The sequence below is a fragment of the Palleronia aestuarii genome (assembly GCF_003253995.1).
In the GTDB taxonomy this organism is placed as follows: domain Bacteria; phylum Pseudomonadota; class Alphaproteobacteria; order Rhodobacterales; family Rhodobacteraceae; genus Palleronia; species Palleronia aestuarii.
Window position 1 is genome coordinate 15,933 of the sequence record NZ_QKZL01000001.1, and the last position, 18,557, is coordinate 34,489.

Genomic DNA, 18,557 nt, shown 5'->3' on the forward strand with positions numbered 1-18,557 from the left:
CCTTAGCCGGCCTGCGCCCGCTCCCGGCGGGTGCGGGCCAGGAGATCCATCGCCGCCATCCGCACGGCCACGCCCATCTCCACCTGCTCGCGGATGACGGAGCGGTTGATGTCGTCGGCGAGCGTGCCGTCGATTTCCACCCCGCGGTTCATCGGTCCGGGATGCATGACGATGGCGTCGTCCTTGGCGTGGACGAGCTTTTCGCGGTCGAGCCCGTAGCGGTGGTAGTACTCGCGTTCGCTGGGGATGAAGCCGCCATCCATCCGCTCCCGCTGGAGGCGCAGCATCATCACCACGTCGGCATCCGCGAGCCCCGCCGCCATGTCGTGATGCACCTCCACCCCCCAATCGGCCGCGCCCGCGGGGATGAGGGTCGGCGGGCCGACGAGGCGGATGCGGCTCTCCATCTTGCCCAGGAGCCAGATGTTGGAGCGCGCGACGCGCGAATGGGCGATGTCGCCGCAGATGGCCACGGTCAGGCGGTGGAGCCGCCCCTTCGCCCGCCGGATCGTCAACGCGTCGAGGAGCGCCTGCGTCGGGTGTTCGTGGCGCCCGTCCCCGGCGTTCAGCACCGCGCAGGTGACTTTCTCCGCGAGGAGATTCACCGCGCCCGAATGCGGGTGGCGCACGACGAGGAGGTCGGGATGCATCGCGTTGATCGTCATCGCGGTGTCGATCAGCGTTTCGCCCTTCTTGATCGAGGAGGCCTGCATCTGCATGTTCATCACGTCCGCCCCGAGCCGCAGCCCCGCGATCTCGAAGCTCGACTGCGTCCGGGTGGAGGTCTCGAAGAACATGTTGACCTGGGTGAGCCCGGCGAGCGCCGTGCCGTGTTTCTCAGGCCCCCGGTTCATCGCGACGTACTCGTCGGCGAGGTCGAGAAGCGTGGTGATCTCCGGCGGGCTCAGGGGTTCGATGCCGAGGAGGTGGGTCTGGCGGAACGTCATGGGCGGGCCTCCTGTCGCGGCCCTCTATAGGCGCGGGGCGCCGGGACGGGCAAGGCGGTGGCGCAACGCCGTCCGGGGGCGTAGCGTCGCGCGCATGGAATCGGACCCTTCCCCCCAGAGCCTCCTCGCGGCCTTGGCCTGGCAGGTCGAGCTCGGCGCGGACGAGGCGATCGCGGAGACGCCGGTGGACCGCTATGCGCTCGGCCCCGCCTCCGCGCCCGCCGCGCCCCGGACGGCGTCGGCCGATCCGGGGCCTCTGCCCGTGGCGGAGGAGACCGATCCGGTCCGCGTGGCACGGCAGGCGGCGGGGGCGGCAGTCGATCTCGAGGGCCTGCGCGCCGCGATGGCGGCCTTTGAGGGCTGCGATCTGAAGCGCGGGGCGCGCAACCTCGTCTTCAGCGACGGAGATCCCGCCGCGCGGGTGATGATCGTGGGCGAGGCGCCCGGCCGCGAGGAGGATCGCGCGGGGCGCCCCTTCGTCGGCCGCGCGGGGCAGCTTCTCGACCGGATGTTCGCCGCGATCGGTCTCTCGCGGCATGAGGGCGGGCTCTACATCACCAACGTCCTGCCCTGGCGGCCGCCGCAGAACCGCGATCCGCTGCCGGAGGAGGTCGCGATGCTGATGCCGTTCGTGGAGCGGCACGTGGAACTGGCCGCGCCCGAATTGCTCGTGCTCATGGGCAACATCTCCTGCGGGGCGCTCCTGGGGCGGCGGGGGATCACGCGTCTCCGCGGGCAATGGGGCGAGGCGCTGGGCCGGCCGGCGCTGCCGATGGTGCATCCCGCCTACCTGCTCAGGAACCCGGCGGCGAAGCGGGAGGCGTGGTCCGATCTGCTGTCGCTGCGGGCACGGCTCGCGGGCTGAGGGCTGGTCTGCGTCGATGCGGCACATACATAGCCGCTCGAGAATGCACGGAAGGATCAAAGCGATGAGCGATACCTATGAGCCGCCGAAAGTCTGGACCTGGGACCGGGAGAGCGGGGGCAAGTTCGCCTCGACCAACCGACCTATCGCGGGGTCCACGCACGACAAGGTGCTGCCTGCGGGCGAGCATCCGTTCCAGCTCTACTCGCTCGCCACGCCCAACGGGGTGAAGGTGAACGTGATGTTCGAGGAGCTTCTCGAGGCGGGCCATTCGGGCGCGGAATACGACGCCTGGCTCATCGATATCGGGGAGGGCGACCAGTTCGGTTCCGGCTTCGTGGAGATCAACCCGAACTCCAAGATCCCCGCGCTCATCGATCGCACGGAGGAGGTGCCGGTGCGGATCTTCGAATCGGGCGCGATCCTTCTGCACCTCGCGGAGAAGTTCGACGCCTTCCTCGGCACCAAGCGGCCGGAGATGCTCTCCTGGCTCATGTGGCAAATGGGCTCCGCGCCCTATCTCGGCGGCGGGTTCGGGCATTTCTACGCCTATGCGCCGGAGAAGATGGAATACCCGATCGATCGGTTCGCGATGGAGGCGAAGCGCCAGCTCGACGTGCTCGACCGCAACCTCGCGGAGCGGGAGTACATGATCGGCGACGAGTACACGATCGCGGACATGGCGATCTGGCCCTGGTACGGTCAGCTGGCGCTGGGCCGCCTCTACGATGCGGGCGAGTTCCTGCAGGTCGCCGAATACGAGAACGTGCAGCGCTGGGCCAAGGCCATCGACGCGCGCCCGGCGGTGCAGCGGGGGCGGATGGTCAACAAGAAGACCGGCGAGCCGCACGAGCAGCTGCGCGAGCGCCACGCGGCCTCCGATTTCGAGACGCGGACGCAGGACAAGCTGGACGCCGCGGAATGAGCGAGGCCGCGGCACGGGATTTCGTGCCCGTCCGCATCGCCGTCCTGACGGTCAGCGACTCGCGGACGGAGGCTGACGACCGCTCAGGCGACACGCTCGCGGGCCGGATCGAGGCGGCGGGCCACGTGCTCGCTCGCCGCGCCATCCTGCCCGACGACCGCGCGGCGATCGCCGCGCGGCTGCGCGAATGGTGCGCGGATACCGAGGTCGACGTGGTGATCTCCACCGGCGGCACGGGCCTTACCGGGCGCGACGTGACGGTGGAGGCGCATCGCGACGTCTACGACAAGGAGATCGACGCCTTCGGCACGGTCTTCACCCATGTCTCCATGGCGAAGATCGGCACCTCCGCGGTGCAGAGCCGCGCCTGCGGCGGCGTGGCGCAGGGCACGTATCTCTTCGCGCTGCCGGGCTCTCCGGGGGCCTGCCGGGACGCGTGGGACGAGATCCTCGCGGCACAGCTCGATTATCGCCACCGGCCCTGCAACTTCGTGGAGATCATGCCGCGTCTCGACGAGCACCTGCGGCGGAAGTGACGCGCCGATGCGTCGCGCCTCGCTCACAGGGGCGTGGTTTGGTGGCGGTGGGTTTTCGTCTATGCTCCCCCGGGTTGCGGAGAATGGAATGACATGCGGTTTCTCGGACGCGCGCTCGGCGGTTTGGTGCTCCTCTCGATCACCTTCGCGCTCCTCGCCATCGCGGGGGCCTCGCTCTTCGGTGCGATCGAGCGGCGCGTCAATGCCGAGATGCCGGACCGCGAGCCGAACGAACAGGTCTTCGCGGCCAACGTGGTCGAGATCGCGCCGTCCCGCATCACCCCGGTCCTGACGAGCTTCGGCGAGGTTCGGAGCCGTCGCAATTCCGAGGTGCGTGCAAGCGTCTCGGGCCGGGTCGAGGCGCTCGGGCCCGGCGTGGAGGAGGGGGGTGCCGTCGCGGAGGGCGACCTGATCCTCCGGATCGACCCGGCGGAGGCGGAGACCGCCCTCGCGCTCGCCGACACGGACGTGGCGGATGCCGAGGCGGAGCTTCGCGAGGCGCGCGACGCGGTGGGTCTTGCCCAGGACGATCTGGCGAATGCGGAGGCGCAGGTCGCTTTGCGTGACCGGGCGCTCGAGCGGCAGCGCGACCTCGCGACCCGCGGGATCGGTAGCGAGGCGGCGGTGGAGACCGCCGAGCTGGCCGAGGTCGCGGCGGAACAGTCGGTCCTGTCGCGCAGGCAGGCGCTGGCGGAGGCGAGGGCGCGGGTGGCCACGGCCGAAACGGCGCTCGCGCGCCAGCGCATCGCCCGCGACGAGGCGGCGCGCGCCGTGACCGATACGGAAGTGCGCGCGGCCTTCGACGGCGTCCTGTCGGACCTCGTGGCGGTGCGCGGCGGTCTCGTCGGGCAGAACGAACGGCTGGCCGATCTCATCGACCCCGACGCGCTCGAGATCGCGTTCCGCGTCTCCACCCCCGAATATGCGCGGCTCCTCGATGCCGAGGGGCGGCTCGCGGCGCGGGACGTCGCGGTCATGCTCGAAGTGGGCGGCTTCGCCATCGAGACGCCGGCCCGGATCACCCGCGAGAGCGCCGCCGTCGGCGAGGCCGAGACGGGACGTCAGCTCTTCGCCCGACTCGAGCGGCCCGCGGGCTTCCGGCCCGGCGATTTCGCCCGCGTGATGGTGGAGGAGCCGCCGCTCGACGACGTGGCGCGGCTGCCCGCGGATGCGGTCGGGGCGGACGGGACGGTCCTCGTCCTCGGTGCCGAGGACAGGCTGCAGCTCGGGGAGGTGGAACTCCTGCGGCGACAGGGCGACGAGGTTCTGGTCCGGGCCGAAGGGCTTGCCGGACGCGAAGTGGTGGCCGAGCGCTCCCCGCTCCTGGGGCAGGGGATCCGGGTCCGCCCGCACCGTCAGGCCATGCCCGACGAGGAGAGTGCCGCGGCGGGTGGGGACATGCTCGAGCTCGACGCCGCGCGGCGCGCACGGCTCGTGGCCTTCGTCGAGGCCGACGAGGAGATGGCCGAGAGCGCGCGAGAGAGGGTGCTCGCGCAGCTGCGCGAGGACCGGGTTCCGGCGCAGGTCGTGGCCCGGATCGAGGGGCGGCTGGGCGGATGAGACGCCTGCCCGGCGCCGCCGGCCCCATCAGCTATTTCGCGCGGCACCGCACGGCGGCGAACCTGCTTCTCGTCGTGCTCGTGGCGCTCGGCCTCGCCGCGATGCCCAACATGCGCGCGCAGTTCTTTCCCGACATCGTGTCCGACGAGATCGACGTGGAGGTCGTCTGGGACGGCGCGGGCGCGGAAGCGGTCGATGGCGGCATCGTGGGCGTGCTCGAGCCCGTGCTTCTCGCCGTCGAGGGGGTCGTGCGGACGGAGGCGCAATCGGTGGAGGGCCGGGCCGAGATCGAGCTCGAATTCGAGCCCGGCTGGGACATGAGCCGGGCCGCGGGCGACGTGGAGGCCGCGATCGACGCGGTGACCGACCTGCCCGAGGATGCGGAGGACCCGGAGGTGGGCCGCGGCGGCTGGCGCGACCGGGTGACGGACGTGGTCATCACCGGGCCCGTGGGCGCGGCGCAGCTCGGCCGGATCGCCGACGACTTCGTCACCCGCCTCTTCCAGGCGGGCGTCACCCGCACGACGATCAGGGGAATCGCGGGCCAGCGGACCCTCGTCGAGGTCCCCTCCACGGCGCTTTTGCAATACGACGTGACGATGGCCGAGATCGCCGCGGCGATCGGCGCGGAGACGGACGCCAATCCCGCGGGCGAAATCTCGGGCAGCGCGCGGGTGCGGACCGGGGTGGAGCGGCGCACCGCCCGCCAGATCGCCGATATCGTGCTGCGGGCGGAGGCGGGGGGACGCGCGCTCCGCGTCGGCGATGTGGGCCGCGTGGTCGTCGAGGGCGTGGACCGCGAGCGCGCTTACCGCGTCGGCGACAACCCGGCCGTGTCGCTGCGTGTCGATCGCAGCGACCGCGGCGACGCGATCGCGATCCAGACGAGCGTCGAGGAGGTGGTGGCCGAGATGAGGCCGAGCCTGCCCGCGGGGGTCGAGATGGACCTCATCCGCGCGCGCTCCGAGGCGATCTCCGGCCGGCTCGCCCTGCTGCTCGAGAACGGGGCGATGGGGCTCGGCCTGGTGCTCCTGCTGCTCTTTCTCTTTCTCAACGCGCGCACGGCGTTCTGGGTGGCCGCGGGCATTCCGGTCGCGATGACGGCCGCGATCGCGCTCATGTACGCGGCCGGGCTGACCTTCAACATGATCTCGCTCTTCGCGCTCATCATCACGCTCGGCATCGTGGTCGACGACGCGATCGTGGTGGGCGAACACGCGGATTTCCGGTCTCGGCAACTGGGTGAACCGGCGGCGCAGGCGGCCGAGACCGCGGCCCGGCGGATGTTCCCGCCGGTCTTCTCCGCCACGCTGACGACGGTGATCGCCTTTTTCAGCCTCGTCATCGTGGGGGGCACGTTCGGCACGCTGATCTCCGACATCCCGTTCACGGTGATCGTCGTGCTGCTCGCGAGCCTCGTGGAGTGCTTCCTGATCCTGCCCAACCACATGGCGCACGCGCTCGCCCATTCGGGGCGGGAGCACTGGTACGACTGGCCGTCCCGGCAGGTAAACCGCGGCTTCGGCTGGATCCGGGAGCGCGGCTTCCGCCCGTTGATGAAGGGCGTGGTCGTGGCGCGCTATCCGGTGCTCGCGGGGGCGGTCCTGATCCTCGCGACGCAGGTGGTCCTCTTCATCGACGGGGATGTGCAGTGGCGCTTCTTCGATTCGCCGGAACAGGGCAGCGTGACCGGCAATTTCGCGATGGCGCCGGGTGCCGTGCGCGAGGACACGCTCGAGCAGCTGACGTTCCTGCAGGAGACGCTCGAGAGGCTCGGCGAGAGCTACGAGGCCGAATACGGGCGCGATCCGGTCGATTACGCGATCGCGGAGATCGGCGGCAATGCGGGCCGTGGCCTTTCGGGCACCGAGAACACCGACGCCGATCTTCTGGGCGCGATCTCGATCGAACTGATCGAGGCCGACCTGCGCCCCTATTCGAGCTTCGATTTCGTCGCCCGGCTGCAGGACGAGGTGGTCCGGCATCCGCTTCTCGAGCAGATCAGCTTCCGCGGCTACCGTTCGGGGCCGGGCGGGGATGCGCTCGACGTGCAGATCTCGGGCGCGCCGAGCGCGGTCCTGAAGGACGCGGCGGAGGCGTTGAAGGGCGAGCTCGCGGGCTTCGCGGAGGTGAGCGCGCTCGAGGACACGCTCCCCTACGACAAGCAGGAGCTGATCCTCGAGCTGACACCGCGGGGCGAGGCGCTGGGGTTCACCACCGACGGGCTCGGTCGGATCCTGCGCGACCGGCTCTCGGGCGTGGAGGCCGCGCGCTTTCCCGACGGCAACCGCACGGCGACGATCCGGGTGGAGCTTCCCGAGGCGGAGATGACGGCCGACTTCCTCGACCGAGTGGTGCTGCGGACGCCGGGCGGCGGCACGGCGCGGCTCGCCGACATAGTGGTGGTGACGGAGCGGCAGGGCTTTTCCGTCGTCGCGCGGGAGGACGGGGTGCGCCTCGTCAGCGTGACGGGCGATCTCGACGAGGAGGATGCGGCGCGCGCCACGGAGATCATGGACCGGCTCGAGGCGGAGATCCTGCCCCGGCTGGAGCAGAATTACGGCGTAGCCACGCGGCTTTCGGGGCTGAGCGAGGAGGAGGATGCGTTCCTCGCCGATGCGGGGCTGGGATTCGGGCTCTGCATTCTCGGGATCTACCTCGTGCTCGCCTGGATCTTCGCGAGCTGGACGCGGCCGATGGTGGTGATGGCCGTCATTCCCTTCGGGCTCGTCGGCGCGATCTGGGGGCATTGGGTCTGGGACGTGCCGCTCAGCATGTTCACCGTGGTGGGCCTGATCGGGATGACCGGAATCATCATCAACGATTCGATCGTGCTGGTCACGACGATCGACGAATACGCCGAGACCCGCGGCCTCGTGCCCGCGATCATCGACGGCGCCTGCGACCGGTTGCGCCCGGTCCTGCTGACCACGCTCACGACCGTGCTGGGGCTCGCGCCGCTCCTCTACGAGAGTTCCTCGCAGGCGCAGTTCCTGAAGCCCACGGTCATCACGCTCGTCTACGGCCTGGGCTTCGGGATGGTTCTCGTTCTCCTCGTCGTGCCCGCGCTTCTCGCCATGCAGCGCGATGTCGGACGCCAGACACGGGCCTTCCGCCGCGTCCTGCGGGGCGGGCAGGGGCTTGCGCAGGCGCGCAGGCTCGTGGGCGGGACGGCCGTTCTCGTGGGGGCGCTCTTCGTGCCCACGCTGGGCGCGGCGCTCCTGACCGGCCACATGGCCGGACCGCTCGCGGCGATCGGGCCGGGCGTGTTGCCCGCCTTCGCGGTCTTCGTGCTCGGGGCAGGACTTCTGGCCACACTCGCCGCCATCCTCGCGCCGGTCCTGTTTCGCCGCGCGGCGCGCTGAGACGGGTCAGTCGCAGCCGTGGATGTCGACGGCGCCGGTGTCGCCGATCACCGTCATCCGCAGCGCCTCGCGGTCGATGCCCACCGGCACGCCCCGCGGCGCGCCGAGCGTCGCGCGGGCGACGAGCGCGTCGCCCTCCCGCGAGGTCCGGGCCTGCGAAACCCAGAGCGACGGGTCGGGGAGCTCGATCACGGTGTATTCGTCGCCCCCTACCGGCGGCATGTCGATCCGTGCCTCGAGAACCGGATCGCCGCTGCCGGGCAGAAGCTGGCAGGTCACGTGCCGCACCTGCGCCTCCTCCTCGCTGAGCGGCCGGTCGGCGAGCGCGGCGCGGATGCGCGCGTCGGCGCGGACCGGCTCCGCGCCGAGCGTCGTCGAGAGATGCCGGCTGACCGGGACGCAGATCGTCTCGCAGACGCCCATCTCAAGATCGAGGGAGAGTTCCGCCGGGCGCGTGGGATCGCGCGGCGTGACGACGAGCGGGAGGGTGACCGTCTCCGAATAGCCCACGGAGGTCAGGCCGCCCATGCCGAAGATCTCCGGCACCGGCCAGCGCACCGCGACGGAGGCGACGTTGGAGGATTGCGACCAGTCGAATCGGGGCGGCAATCCGGCCTCTCCTGGCGCGCGCCAGTACGTCTTCCATCCCGGCTCTAGGTCGATCTTCAGGCCCGCCACATGCGTCCCGTCCTCCCGCCAGCCGGGCAGAAGGTCGAGCGAGGCGATTTCCTGCTGCGCCGCGGCGGGCGCGGCGAGAACGAGGCAGAGGCCGAGGAGGCGGGAAATGCTGGACATTCCCCCTACATGGACGATCGGCGCGGCAGATGAAATCACGTTCGGGAGAGAGCTGCGTGCGCCAGCCCTTGCAGGTGCGAAATCATGTGCCATCTTGTCTCCACATGGATACCGACACCACCGACCTGACCGGAAAACTCCTCGTGGCCATGCCCGGCATGGGCGATCCGCGATTCGAGAAGAGCGTGATCCTGCTCTGCGCGCATGGCGAGGACGGGGCGATGGGGCTCATCATCAACAAGCCCGCGCCGGATCTCGCGCTTGGGGATCTGCTCGAACAGCTCTCGATCCCGGCGGGAGAGGACATGTCCGGGCCGATCCATTTCGGCGGCCCCGTGGAGAACGCGCGCGGCTTCGTCCTGCATTCGCGCGATTACAGCCTCGACGAGATGACGCTGGAGGTGGGCGAGACCTTCGGGATGACGGCGACGCTCGACATCCTGCGCCACATCGCGTCGGGCGAGGGACCCGTCCACAGCCTCATCGCACTAGGCTATGCCGGCTGGGGGCCGGGGCAGCTCGAGGAGGAGATCGTCGAGAACGGTTGGCTCGTCACCGACGCGATTAGCGATCTGGTCTTCGACGCGGACGACACCGGCAAGTGGATCGCCGCGATCGCGAGCCTCGGCTTCGATCCGATCCTGCTCTCGGGGACGGCGGGAAGCGCCTGAGCGACGTCAGGTCCGCGGCGCGGCGGCGCGGCGGAGTCGGTCGTTGATCGCCCGTCCGAGTCCCGTCTCCGGGATCGGCGAGACGGCGATCGCGCGCGCGCCCCGGCGGTCGAGCTCCCGAAGCGCGCCGAAGAGGTTGGCCGCAGCTTCCGTCAGGTCGCCCGCGCGCGAGAGGTTCATCTCGGCCGCGACGGGACCGAAGCCCAGGAACGTCTCGCCCTCTCTCGCCGCGTAGGCATTCAGCCTGACCGTGCCCATGGGCGCGTAGTGGGAGGCGAGCTGCCCCGGGGCCTCCGGCGCGTGGGCATCGCCTCGGGACGGGTCGAGGTGACGGCCGAGGGCCGCCTCGATCGCCTCCGCCGGTAATCCTCCGGGACGCAGAAGCCGCACGCCGGCGGGACCGGTCGCGACGATCGTGGACTCGACCCCGACCGCCGAGGGCCCGCCGTCGAGCACCGCGTCAATCCGGTCCCCGAGCCCCTCGAGCACGTGATCGGCGGTGGTCGGGCTCACCCGGCCCGACGGATTGGCCGACGGCGCGGCGACCGGGACCCGCGCGCGGGCGAGGAACGCACGGGCCAGGTCGGAGCCCGGAACCCGCAAGGCGAGCGTCGCGTGGCCAGCAGTGACGAGGGGCGAGATCCCGGCATCCGGGGCCAGCGGCGCCACGAGGGTCAGCGGACCGGGCCAGAACGCCTCCGCGAGCCTGAGCGCGTCGCCCTCGAGACGGACGAGTGCGCGGGCCGCGTCGATGTCGGGGACGTGGACGATCAAGGGGTTGAAGCGCGGTCGTTCCTTCGCAGCGAAGATCCGCGCGACGGCTTTGTCCGAGCGCGCATCGGCGCCGAGCCCGTAGACCGTCTCCGTCGGGAAGGCGAGGAGGCCGCCCGCGCGCAGGATCGCGACGGCCCGCGCCAGGTCATCGTCCGAAGGGCTCAGTCTTTGCGCTTGCATTGCACCATTCATTCCCATGACGTCGCGTTGGTCTTGCTCGCTCGGGGCATCCTACGCATTCTTCGGGACATGCCGCTCGGTTCCGCCGCCCGGGGCCGTCGCTCATGCGCCAAGGAGATGCCGATGCCCTACCGTGCGCCGCTGAACGATTACAAGTTCCTCCTCGATCACGTGGTGGATTTCCGATCGGTGACCGCGACCGGGCGCTTCGCAGATGCGACGGACGACATGGTGACGGCGATCCTCTCGGAGGCCGGGCGGATGTGCGAGGAGGTGCTGGCGCCGCTGCAGCGTGCGGGCGACACCCATCCCGCGCGGATCGAGAACGGGATCGTGCGCACCTCTCCGGGCTTCGCCGACGGCTACCGCGCGATCGCGGAGGGGGGATGGGTCGGCATGTCCGCCGATCCCGCGCATGGCGGGATGGGTCTGCCGCTCACCCTCACGATGGCCGTCAACGAGATGATGTCGGCGGCCTGCCTGTCGCTGCAGCTGAACCCGCTGATGAGCCAGGGCCAGATCGAGGCGCTGGAACGGCATGCGAGCGATGAGGTCAAGGCGCTCTACCTGCCGAAGCTCGTCTCCGGCGAATGGTGCGGCACGATGAACCTGACCGAACCGCAGGCGGGATCGGATGTCGGCGCGCTCGCCACGAAGGCGGTCCCGAAGGGCGACGGCACCTACGCCGTCACCGGCCAGAAGATCTACATCTCCTGGGCCGACAACGATTTCAGCGAGAATGTCTGCCACCTCGTCCTGGCGCGGCTGCCCGAGGGGGAGAGCGGGACGCGGGGTATCAGCCTGTTTCTGGTGCCGAAATACCTACCCGACGGGGATGGCGGCGTCGGACCCTCGAACGGGCTCCGGGTTGTCAGCCTCGAACACAAGACCGGGCTTCACGGCTCGCCCACGGCCGTGATGGAATACGACGGCGCGACCGGGTGGATGATCGGGCCCGAGCATGGCGGGATGGCGGCGATGTTCACGATGATGAACAATGCCCGCCTCGGCGTGGGCGTGCAGGGCGTGGGCGTCGCGGAGGGCGCCTACCAGCACGCGCTCGCCTATGCGCGCGACCGCCGACAAGGCAAGGCCGGCGGCTCCGGTGCGATTGCGGAGCATGCCGACGTGCGGCGGATGCTCACCACGATGCGTGCGGAGACCTATGCCGCGCGCGCGATCGCGCTTTCCTGCGCGGTGGCGATCGACATGGGGAACGCGACCGGCGATCCCGCCTGGCAGGGCCGCGCCGCCTTCCTCACCCCGATCGCCAAGGCCTTCGGCACGGAAACCGGGATCGAGGTCGCCCGCGAGGGGGTGCAGGTCCATGGCGGTATGGGGTTCATCGAGGAGGCGGGCGCCGCGCAATATTCCCGCGACGTCCGCGTGACCGCGATCTACGAGGGGACGAACGGGATCCAGTCGATGGATCTGGTCGCACGCAAACTCAAGGATGACGGCGAAACGGCCTTCGCGCTGATCGACGACGTGGTCGAGGAGGCCCGCGCCGCGCAGGGCACGCTGCCCGAACTGTCGCAAGCGGTCTGGGACGCGGCGGAGACCCTGAGGGAGACGACGGAATGGCTCGTGGCGCGGAGCGATCCGCAGGACCGCTTCGCGGGCGCCATGCCGTATCTGAGGGGCTTCGCGCTGGTGCTCGGCGCGGGCCATCACCTCCGCTCCGCCCGTCTGGGAGATGCCGCGCGGGGTGCGCTCGCGGCATTCTACGTCGAACGGCTCCTGCCCGCCCATGCAGGGCTTCTCGCCCATGCGCGTCAGGGCGCGGATGGCCTCTATGCGCTGAGCCTCGACGATCTGGCGGCGGCGTGAGGGCCGGGCGACCACCCCACAAGCTCGACGTGTCGAGGCGCGATGACTGAGCCGGCTGGGGACGACCCGATCCGCTACCCGTTCGAGACGCCGCCCGAGCATGGCGTGCCGCGCGTCGTGGCGCCGGGCGTCGAATGGGTGCGGCTGCCCCTGCCGATGGCGCTCGATCACGTGAATTGCTGGGTGCTCGAGGATGCGGGCGGGGTGGCGATCGTCGATACCGGGTTCGACACGAAGCGGACGCGTGCCCTCTGGGAGAAGGCGCTCGGCGGCCGGGCCGTCACGCGGGTCATCGTCACGCATCACCACCCCGACCATGTGGGCCTCGCGGGCTGGTTCCGGGCGAACGGCGCGGAGCTCTTCATGAGCCGCACCGCGTGGCTGATGGCGCGGATGCTGCAGCTCGACGTGCAGGACCGGCCGAGCCCGGAGGCCGTGGCATTCTGGAAGGGCGGCGGGATGGAGGCGGGGATCCTCGCGGCCCGTCTCGACGAGCGCCCCTTCAACTTCGCCGATGTCACCGCGCCACTTCCGCTGGGTTTCACCCGGCTCGTCGAGGGGGACAGCCTTTCGATCGGCGGTCGGATCTGGCGGATCCGGATGGGCGCGGGCCATGCGCCGGAACATGCGACGCTCTGGTCGGAGACGGACGATCTGGTGCTCGGGGGCGACCAGCTTCTGCCGTCGATCTCTCCCAATCTCGGCGTCTATCCGACCGAACCGGAGGCCGATCCCGTCGCCGACTGGCTCGCCGCCTGTACGCGTCTCGCCCCCCATGCCCGGCCCGAGCAACTCGTCCTGCCGGGCCACAAGCTGCCCTTCCGGGGCCTGCCCGCGCGAATGCGGCAGCTTGCGGAGAATCATCACGGCGCGCTCGCGCGGCTCGAGGCGCATCTGTCCGAGCCCCGCACGGCGGCGCAGTGCTTCGCGCCGCTCTTCAAGCGGCGGATCGGGTCGAGCGAGTACGGGCTCGCCCTCGTCGAGGCGATGGCGCATTGCCTGCATCTCTGGCACGTGGGCCGGGTCGTCCGGCGTGAGGGTCCCGACGGGGCGTGGTTGTGGCAGGCGCGGGGTGGCGCTGGCGATGCGCGATCCGCGGGCTAGCTCCCGGATGAATGCGATGCGAGAAGGGCTTGCGCGATGACAGACCCGATCCGGACCTCCGCCGAGGCTATGGAGGACGCGGCGCTGCCCCGGGCACATGCCGTCCATACCGATCCTCACGCGTCCTGCGCGGAGACCGAGCCGATGCCGGCCGCGATGACGGGAAAGCCCCAGAAGGCCAAGAGCCCGGCCGAATGGGCCTATCAGCGCATGATCCTCTACATCCGCAACTTTGAGAAGGGGCTCGACAACGACCACGAGGTCGCGATGGCCCTGGCGGGCGATGCGACGGGAGTGATGCGGATCGAGGGGATGGGCTATTTCGATCCCGACATCGTCACCTTCTATGGCCGCGACCCAACCGGTGCGCGGACCCAACTCATCCAGCACGTGAGCCGCCTTTCGGTGCTCCTGCGGGCGATGCCGAAGGCGCGACAGGAGGCCGAGCCCGAGCGGATCGGCTTCCGCCTCGCGGCCGATCTCGAGGAGGGAACGACCGCCGGGGAGGGACCGCCGATCCCCGGTGCCTGAGGCTCCTTCCCGGACGTTTCTGCGGTGACAGCGCGGCCGGAATCGTCTATCAGGCGCGCGAAGACGCAGATCGGAGAGCGGCATGGCCAAGCACGAACACGGATCGATGGATATCGAGGCGCAGAAGCGGACGTTCGACGCCTTCGTCACCTGGACCGTGCGCACCGTCATCGCGATCATCGTGCTCCTGATCCTGCTGGCCCTCATCAACGGCTGATCCCGTGACACGGCTTTTCACCGCCCTGGCGGCGCTTCTCGTTCTCGCGGGATGCGCGGGGCTCGACCGGTCCGGCCCCTCCTCGCTCGAGGAGGTGCAGCGGAGCACATTCACCGATGGCGGGCCGCCCGAGATCAGGCTCTACACCGTCCTGAGCGAACGTTTCGACAGCGGGGCACATACCGCGTTGCTGATCAACGGATCGCAGCGCGTGCTCTGGGATCCGGCGGGCAGCTTCGTCCATCCGGACGTGCCCGAGCGCGGGGACCTGCTCTACGGGATCGACGAGAACATCCGGCGCGTCTACGTCGATTATCACGTGCGGCCGACGCATTACATGGTGGAGCAGACGCTGCCCGTGACGCGTGCGCAGGCCGACGCGATCATGGCGCTCGCCGCAGAGCATGGATCGGCGAGCCGGTCGACCTGCGCCCGCTCGACGAGCGCGATCCTGGCCGAAGCGGGGGTCGATATCGGCCGCACTTGGTTCCCCGAGGGGCTGCGCCGCCAGTTCGGCCGCCTGCCCGGCGTGACCGAGCGGGTAATCACGACCGAGAACGTCGATACGCGGCACAACGTGATCTTCGGGCGCGAGGGCGTGCCCCTGCCGCCGGCTTAGTTGAGAAGCCAGAGCGCGAGATAGAGCGTCGCAGCGCCCCCCGCGATGGCGGTGAGAAAGCTGCGCGTGACGATCCCGATCGCGAGCGCGGCTACCGCCGCGGCGAAGCGGGCAGGGTCGAAGACGCCGTCGGTGGCGGGCGGCGAGAGCACGAGCGGCGCGACGATGCCGGGCAGGACCGCGACGGGCGTATAGCGCAGGAGCCGCAGGAGCCAGGGAGGTAGGGTCCGGTCGCCCAGAAGCGCGAGGAAGGAGAACCGGATCGCGTAGGTGCCGATCCCGAGTAGTACGATGATCGTCCAGATCGGTGCGTCGTCCGAAATCATCGCCGCCGCTCCATTGCCATCTCGACCAGTGCGCCCACCAGCATGGCGGAGAACGCGGCCGCGAGGAGGCCCAGCCCCGAGGGCAGGCCCGCGAGGAGAAGCGACAGCGCGACGGAGGTGGCCGCGGCGGCAACATGGGCGACCGACTTCAGCATCGGGCCTACCATGGCGATGAAGGTGATGGGCAGAGCGAAATCGAGCGCCCAGGCATCCGGAATGCCCGTCCCGAGGAGCGCGCCCAGCACCGTGAAGAGATACCAGAGCGGCGCGACCGGCGCCGCGGTGCCGAGAAAGAGGGCGATCCTCTGGGTCACCGTCATGGCCGGATCGCGCTCGTAGGCGGTGATCGAGGCGGCATAGGTCTGGTCGATGTTGACGTAGGCCACCAGAGCCCGCTGCCAGAACGGCGCGCGTCCGATCCACGGCACGAGGGAGGCGGAATACATCGCCATCCGCAGATTGACGGCGAGTGCGGCGGCAAGCACCGCCCAGGTCTCCGCCTGGTCGACGAGAAGCTGCAACGCGGTAAACTGTGCCGCGCCCGCGATCACGAGGATGGCGAAGCCCATCGTCTCGGCAAGATCGAGCCCCGCTTCCGTCGCGACGATGCCGAAGAGCATGGCGAAGGGGGCCACGACGATCGTGAAGGGCAGGGCGAGCATCACGCCCCTGAGAAACGCCGATTTGGTGGTGGAGCCTTCCATGGGGAGGCCTTAGGCTGTCCTTGACGCCCCGCCATGCCCGAGCCCGCACGGAAGTTCAAATGCAAAAGGGTACCGTGTCCGTTCCGATGGGAGTGGCCCGTATGACGTCGCACCCAAGCCGTTTTTCGCCGCGATGAGGGCGCCCGTCGGGATCATCCTCGCCGGTGGGCGGGCCACCCGGATGGGAGGCGGCGACAAGGGGCTCCTGCCCCTTGGACGGGGCACGCTCCTCGACGAGGTGATCGCGCGGTTCTCTCCCCAGGTGGCGGACCTCGCGATCAATGCGAATGGCGATCCCGCCCGCTTCGCCCATCTCGGCCTGCCGGTCGTCGCCGATGGCGAGGAAGGGTCGCTCGGGCCGCTCGCCGGCATTCTCGCCGGGCTCGGCTGGGCCATGGACGGGGGCGCGTCGCACCTCGTGACGGTGGCGGCCGATACACCGTTCCTTCCCTGCGATCTCGTCCCGCGCCTGCTCCTCGCCGCCGAGACGGAGGATCGGCCCGTGGCGCTCGCCGCGACGCCTTCGGGTCGGCATCCGGTCTTCGGATTCTGGCCCGTCGCGCTCCGCGATGACCTGCGCGACGCGCTGGCAAGCGGTATGCGCCGCGTCACGGACTGGGCCGACCGGCACGGTGCGGCCACGGCGTTCTTCCCGACAACCGGAGTCGATCCGTTCTTCAACGTCAACACGCCCGACGACCTGGCGCGTGCCCGCGCGATGGCGCGATGAACGGCCCGGACACCGCTGGCGGAGCCCCGACGCCATCCAGCACGATCCGGAGCCCCGCGAAGGGGTCCAGCCGCAGTGGCACCACGAAACGGCTCCCCTTCGACACCTTTGTCGCCGTCGATTGGTCGGGAGCGCCGGAGCGGGGACCTGCGCCGAAGCCCGATGCGATCTGGGCCGCGGCACGCGGTGCGGGACGGGATGGACCGCCGGTCTATCTCCGGTCCCTCGTGGCGGCCGAGGCATGGCTCGAGACCTTGATCGCGGGGGAACGCGCGGCAGGCCGGCGGCTGTTCCTCGGCTTCGACTTTCCCTTCGGCCTGCCCGCGGGCATCGCACAAAGGATCACGGGCACGCCAGGCACGGCCGCGCTCTGGGACTGGTTCGCGCATGCCTTCGACAGGCTCGGAACCGGCGAGACACGGTTCCACATCGCGGCACGGCTCAACGCGCTCTTTCCCGGCGAGGGGCCCTTCTGGTTCAACGGCCTCCGGAACGATATCCCGGGTCTGCCGCGCAAGAAGCCCGCGCCGTTTCCCGACGTGCCCGAGCGGCGCGCGGTCGAAACCCTGGCGCGCGGCAGCTTTGCCTGCTGGCAGATGGGCGGCACCGGCGCGGTCGGCTCGCAGGCGATGACCGGCATGGCCTGCCTTGGCCGGTTGAAGCGGCGCTTCGGCCCCGCGATCTCGGTCTGGCCCTTCGAAGGGGCGGAAGCGGAGGTCGTGATCGTCGAGATGTGGCCGACGCTGCTGCGCGCGCCCGTCGCGCGGCGGATGAAGGCGGACGCGGCGTTGCCGCAGGTCCGGGGTGCGCCGATCAAGGATGCCGCGCAGGTCGAGGTCATGGTGGAGTTCTTCGCCCATGCCGAACGGACGGGACGGCTTATGGAGATGCTGGGGGCCCCTCCGGCCTCGGCCCGCGAGGAGGAGGGCTGGATCCTCGGGATCGGAGCGGCGCGTACGCTCGAGGCCGTTGCGGAGGAGCTCCGTCATCCGTCTGTTCAGGTGCCGACCAGATCACCCGCCCCGCGATACCGTTGAGCATGTGAGGGAGGCGGGGCAGACGGCACGTTCTCGCGTCCGGCGTCTCTGATCATCGTGATGATCACGAAGCCGAATCGCTCAGGCGGTTCCGTTTGCCCCCCCGAGAAGGTTTCGCAGGGCTTCCGACCCGCTCGCGACCCAGCCGTTGACGGCCCGGCGCAGCCCGTCGACGGCCTCCACGTATCCGTCTACCGGTTCCGCGATCGCGGGTACGGCCTGGGTGATCGGGGCCGCGAGGATATAGGCCACCGCCAGGAGCAGCGCGAGCGAGACCATGAGGCCGAAGCCGAGCCCGAAGCCCCGGCCAGCCGCGGGGGCCTCCTGCACGGGGGAGGCGTCCGGACGTGTCGGCGTTCCGTTGTCGCTGTCCGACATGTCGAGCGGCCAGGAATTGGGCGGCGGGGGCGGAATGCCGGCCGCGCGGCGAGCCGCGCTTTCCCGTGCGGCCTCCTCGCGCAGGATTTCACGGGCCCGGACGTCGCTGTCCCGCCGCCGCGGTGCAGGCGCAGGGGGCGCGGCCTCCTCCTCGCCGTCCTCGTCCGGGTCGGTATCCATCGTCGCCGCCGACCTGTCGGGATGGGCATGCCACCGCGCCTCGCAGGCGGAACACTGCACTTCCCGGCCGTGCTGCGGGATAAGCGACGCGTCGAGTTCGTACATCGCGCCGCATTCTGGACAAGTCAGCCGCATCCGCTCCAACCCCTCTCACCGTCAGGCCCCGATCCCGCCCGGTCACGGATTCCGCGCCGAGGCCGCATCCCTCACCGCAACCTACCGCCAGATACGGCCTGCCGCCACCATATGTGCAGGCCGAAGCGTGCAAGTCGCATCGGAATGC

General features: G+C 70.3%; 19 protein-coding genes. 13 read left to right on the plus strand and 6 right to left on the minus strand.

Annotated elements, in window-relative coordinates; genetic code table 11:
• Positions 1 to 2: 2 nt before the first annotated feature.
• Positions 3 to 947 (minus strand): aspartate carbamoyltransferase catalytic subunit, encoded by a 945-nt coding sequence (locus LX81_RS00070; protein WP_111535250.1) that lies wholly within the window; start codon positions 945 to 947, stop codon positions 3 to 5.
• A 94-nt stretch (positions 948 to 1,041) separates the two neighbouring features.
• Between LX81_RS00070 and LX81_RS00075 the strand changes: the two genes are divergently transcribed.
• The 5 genes from LX81_RS00075 to LX81_RS00095 all read left to right on the plus strand — a co-directional run bounded on the left by LX81_RS00075 (position 1,042) and on the right by LX81_RS00095 (position 8,198).
• On the plus strand, positions 1,042 to 1,812 hold the full coding sequence (locus tag LX81_RS00075; protein ID WP_111535251.1) for a uracil-DNA glycosylase: 771 nt from the start codon (positions 1,042 to 1,044) through the stop codon (positions 1,810 to 1,812).
• A 64-nt stretch (positions 1,813 to 1,876) separates the two neighbouring features.
• Positions 1,877 to 2,737, plus strand: coding sequence for a glutathione-dependent disulfide-bond oxidoreductase (gene yghU / locus LX81_RS00080; RefSeq protein ID WP_111535252.1), 861 nt, complete (start codon positions 1,877 to 1,879; stop codon positions 2,735 to 2,737).
• The gene (gene moaB, locus LX81_RS00085; RefSeq protein WP_111535253.1) at positions 2,734 to 3,273 is read left to right on the plus strand and encodes a molybdenum cofactor biosynthesis protein B; all 540 of its coding nucleotides are present in this window, start codon (positions 2,734 to 2,736) and stop codon (positions 3,271 to 3,273) included. Before yghU ends, moaB begins: the two co-directional genes overlap by 4 nt.
• 93 nt (positions 3,274 to 3,366) lie before the next feature.
• Complete coding sequence (locus LX81_RS00090) at positions 3,367 to 4,833, plus strand: efflux RND transporter periplasmic adaptor subunit (RefSeq protein WP_111535254.1); 1,467 nt, start codon at positions 3,367 to 3,369, stop codon at positions 4,831 to 4,833.
• Complete coding sequence (locus tag LX81_RS00095) at positions 4,830 to 8,198, plus strand: efflux RND transporter permease subunit (RefSeq protein ID WP_111535255.1); 3,369 nt, start codon at positions 4,830 to 4,832, stop codon at positions 8,196 to 8,198. Before LX81_RS00090 ends, LX81_RS00095 begins: the two co-directional genes overlap by 4 nt.
• 6 nt (positions 8,199 to 8,204) lie before the next feature.
• On the opposite strand, the gene LX81_RS00100 is transcribed toward LX81_RS00095, so the two are convergent.
• Entirely contained in the window at positions 8,205 to 8,993 is a 789-nt protein-coding gene (locus LX81_RS00100) for a protein-disulfide reductase DsbD domain-containing protein (protein WP_111535256.1), read from the minus strand.
• A gap of 104 nt (positions 8,994 to 9,097) precedes the next feature.
• Here LX81_RS00100 and LX81_RS00105 point away from each other — a divergent pair, with 104 nt between their 5' ends.
• Positions 9,098 to 9,664, plus strand: a complete 567-nt coding sequence (locus LX81_RS00105) for a YqgE/AlgH family protein (RefSeq protein ID WP_111535257.1) — start codon at positions 9,098 to 9,100, stop codon at positions 9,662 to 9,664.
• Positions 9,665 to 9,670: 6 nt separating this feature from the next.
• On the opposite strand, the gene LX81_RS00110 is transcribed toward LX81_RS00105, so the two are convergent.
• Complete coding sequence (locus LX81_RS00110; RefSeq protein ID WP_111535623.1) at positions 9,671 to 10,618, minus strand: L-threonylcarbamoyladenylate synthase; 948 nt, start codon at positions 10,616 to 10,618, stop codon at positions 9,671 to 9,673.
• 123 nt (positions 10,619 to 10,741) lie between these two features.
• Between LX81_RS00110 and LX81_RS00115 the strand changes: the two genes are divergently transcribed.
• The 5 genes from LX81_RS00115 to LX81_RS00135 all read left to right on the plus strand — a co-directional run bounded on the left by LX81_RS00115 (position 10,742) and on the right by LX81_RS00135 (position 14,919).
• Positions 10,742 to 12,448 carry an acyl-CoA dehydrogenase gene (locus LX81_RS00115; RefSeq protein WP_111535258.1) on the plus strand — a complete coding sequence of 569 codons (1,707 nt, stop codon included), beginning with the start codon at positions 10,742 to 10,744 and terminating at the stop codon, positions 12,446 to 12,448.
• A 42-nt stretch (positions 12,449 to 12,490) separates the two neighbouring features.
• Positions 12,491 to 13,552, plus strand: coding sequence for an MBL fold metallo-hydrolase (locus tag LX81_RS00120; RefSeq protein WP_111535259.1), 1,062 nt, complete (start codon positions 12,491 to 12,493; stop codon positions 13,550 to 13,552).
• Positions 13,553 to 13,588: 36 nt separating this feature from the next.
• Positions 13,589 to 14,083 (plus strand): DUF6173 family protein, encoded by a 495-nt coding sequence (locus LX81_RS00125; protein ID WP_111535260.1) that lies wholly within the window; start codon positions 13,589 to 13,591, stop codon positions 14,081 to 14,083.
• Between the two features lie 82 nt (positions 14,084 to 14,165).
• The gene (locus tag LX81_RS00130) at positions 14,166 to 14,300 is read left to right on the plus strand and encodes an aa3-type cytochrome c oxidase subunit IV (RefSeq protein ID WP_111535261.1); all 135 of its coding nucleotides are present in this window, start codon (positions 14,166 to 14,168) and stop codon (positions 14,298 to 14,300) included.
• Positions 14,301 to 14,304: 4 nt separating this feature from the next.
• Positions 14,305 to 14,919 carry a ligand-gated ion channel gene (locus LX81_RS00135; protein WP_111535262.1) on the plus strand — a complete coding sequence of 205 codons (615 nt, stop codon included), beginning with the start codon at positions 14,305 to 14,307 and terminating at the stop codon, positions 14,917 to 14,919.
• On the opposite strand, the gene LX81_RS00140 is transcribed toward LX81_RS00135, so the two are convergent.
• Positions 14,916 to 15,245: an AzlD domain-containing protein gene (locus LX81_RS00140; protein ID WP_111535263.1), complete on the minus strand. Its 330-nt coding sequence runs from the start codon at positions 15,243 to 15,245 to the stop codon at positions 14,916 to 14,918. The genes LX81_RS00135 and LX81_RS00140 overlap by 4 nt on opposite strands.
• Complete coding sequence (locus LX81_RS00145) at positions 15,242 to 15,949, minus strand: AzlC family ABC transporter permease (RefSeq protein WP_111535264.1); 708 nt, start codon at positions 15,947 to 15,949, stop codon at positions 15,242 to 15,244. The genes LX81_RS00140 and LX81_RS00145 overlap by 4 nt, the downstream gene beginning before the upstream one ends.
• 133 nt (positions 15,950 to 16,082) lie before the next feature.
• On the opposite strand from LX81_RS00145, the gene mobA reads away from it, so the two are divergent.
• Entirely contained in the window at positions 16,083 to 16,679 is a 597-nt protein-coding gene (gene mobA, locus LX81_RS00150; RefSeq protein WP_111535265.1) for a molybdenum cofactor guanylyltransferase MobA, read from the plus strand.
• The gene (locus LX81_RS00155; protein ID WP_111535266.1) at positions 16,676 to 17,716 is read left to right on the plus strand and encodes a molybdopterin guanine dinucleotide synthesis; all 1,041 of its coding nucleotides are present in this window, start codon (positions 16,676 to 16,678) and stop codon (positions 17,714 to 17,716) included. The genes mobA and LX81_RS00155 overlap by 4 nt, the downstream gene beginning before the upstream one ends.
• 81 nt (positions 17,717 to 17,797) lie before the next feature.
• Here LX81_RS00155 and LX81_RS00160 read toward each other — a convergent pair whose 3' ends face one another.
• Entirely contained in the window at positions 17,798 to 18,409 is a 612-nt protein-coding gene (locus LX81_RS00160) for a zinc-ribbon domain-containing protein (RefSeq protein WP_111535267.1), read from the minus strand.
• Positions 18,410 to 18,557: the final 148 nt, after the last annotated feature.

What these genes read in the sequence shown, in the direction of transcription:
- LX81_RS00070 (WP_111535250.1), bottom strand. Translation starts at nt 947, where the DNA reads ATGACGTTCCGCCAGACCCACCTCCTCGGCATCGAACCCCTGAGCCCG.
- LX81_RS00075 (WP_111535251.1), top strand. Translation starts at nt 1,042, where the DNA reads ATGGAATCGGACCCTTCCCCCCAGAGCCTCCTCGCGGCCTTGGCCTGG.
- yghU (WP_111535252.1), top strand. Translation starts at nt 1,877, where the DNA reads ATGAGCGATACCTATGAGCCGCCGAAAGTCTGGACCTGGGACCGGGAG.
- moaB (WP_111535253.1), top strand. Translation starts at nt 2,734, where the DNA reads ATGAGCGAGGCCGCGGCACGGGATTTCGTGCCCGTCCGCATCGCCGTC.
- LX81_RS00090 (WP_111535254.1), top strand. Translation starts at nt 3,367, where the DNA reads ATGCGGTTTCTCGGACGCGCGCTCGGCGGTTTGGTGCTCCTCTCGATC.
- LX81_RS00095 (WP_111535255.1), top strand. Translation starts at nt 4,830, where the DNA reads ATGAGACGCCTGCCCGGCGCCGCCGGCCCCATCAGCTATTTCGCGCGG.
- LX81_RS00100 (WP_111535256.1), bottom strand. Translation starts at nt 8,993, where the DNA reads ATGTCCAGCATTTCCCGCCTCCTCGGCCTCTGCCTCGTTCTCGCCGCG.
- LX81_RS00105 (WP_111535257.1), top strand. Translation starts at nt 9,098, where the DNA reads ATGGATACCGACACCACCGACCTGACCGGAAAACTCCTCGTGGCCATG.
- LX81_RS00110 (WP_111535623.1), bottom strand. Translation starts at nt 10,618, where the DNA reads ATGCAAGCGCAAAGACTGAGCCCTTCGGACGATGACCTGGCGCGGGCC.
- LX81_RS00115 (WP_111535258.1), top strand. Translation starts at nt 10,742, where the DNA reads ATGCCCTACCGTGCGCCGCTGAACGATTACAAGTTCCTCCTCGATCAC.
- LX81_RS00120 (WP_111535259.1), top strand. Translation starts at nt 12,491, where the DNA reads ATGACTGAGCCGGCTGGGGACGACCCGATCCGCTACCCGTTCGAGACG.
- LX81_RS00125 (WP_111535260.1), top strand. Translation starts at nt 13,589, where the DNA reads ATGACAGACCCGATCCGGACCTCCGCCGAGGCTATGGAGGACGCGGCG.
- LX81_RS00130 (WP_111535261.1), top strand. Translation starts at nt 14,166, where the DNA reads ATGGCCAAGCACGAACACGGATCGATGGATATCGAGGCGCAGAAGCGG.
- LX81_RS00140 (WP_111535263.1), bottom strand. Translation starts at nt 15,245, where the DNA reads ATGATTTCGGACGACGCACCGATCTGGACGATCATCGTACTACTCGGG.
- LX81_RS00145 (WP_111535264.1), bottom strand. Translation starts at nt 15,949, where the DNA reads ATGGAAGGCTCCACCACCAAATCGGCGTTTCTCAGGGGCGTGATGCTC.
- mobA (WP_111535265.1), top strand. Translation starts at nt 16,083, where the DNA reads ATGAGGGCGCCCGTCGGGATCATCCTCGCCGGTGGGCGGGCCACCCGG.
- LX81_RS00155 (WP_111535266.1), top strand. Translation starts at nt 16,676, where the DNA reads ATGAACGGCCCGGACACCGCTGGCGGAGCCCCGACGCCATCCAGCACG.
- LX81_RS00160 (WP_111535267.1), bottom strand. Translation starts at nt 18,409, where the DNA reads ATGCGGCTGACTTGTCCAGAATGCGGCGCGATGTACGAACTCGACGCG.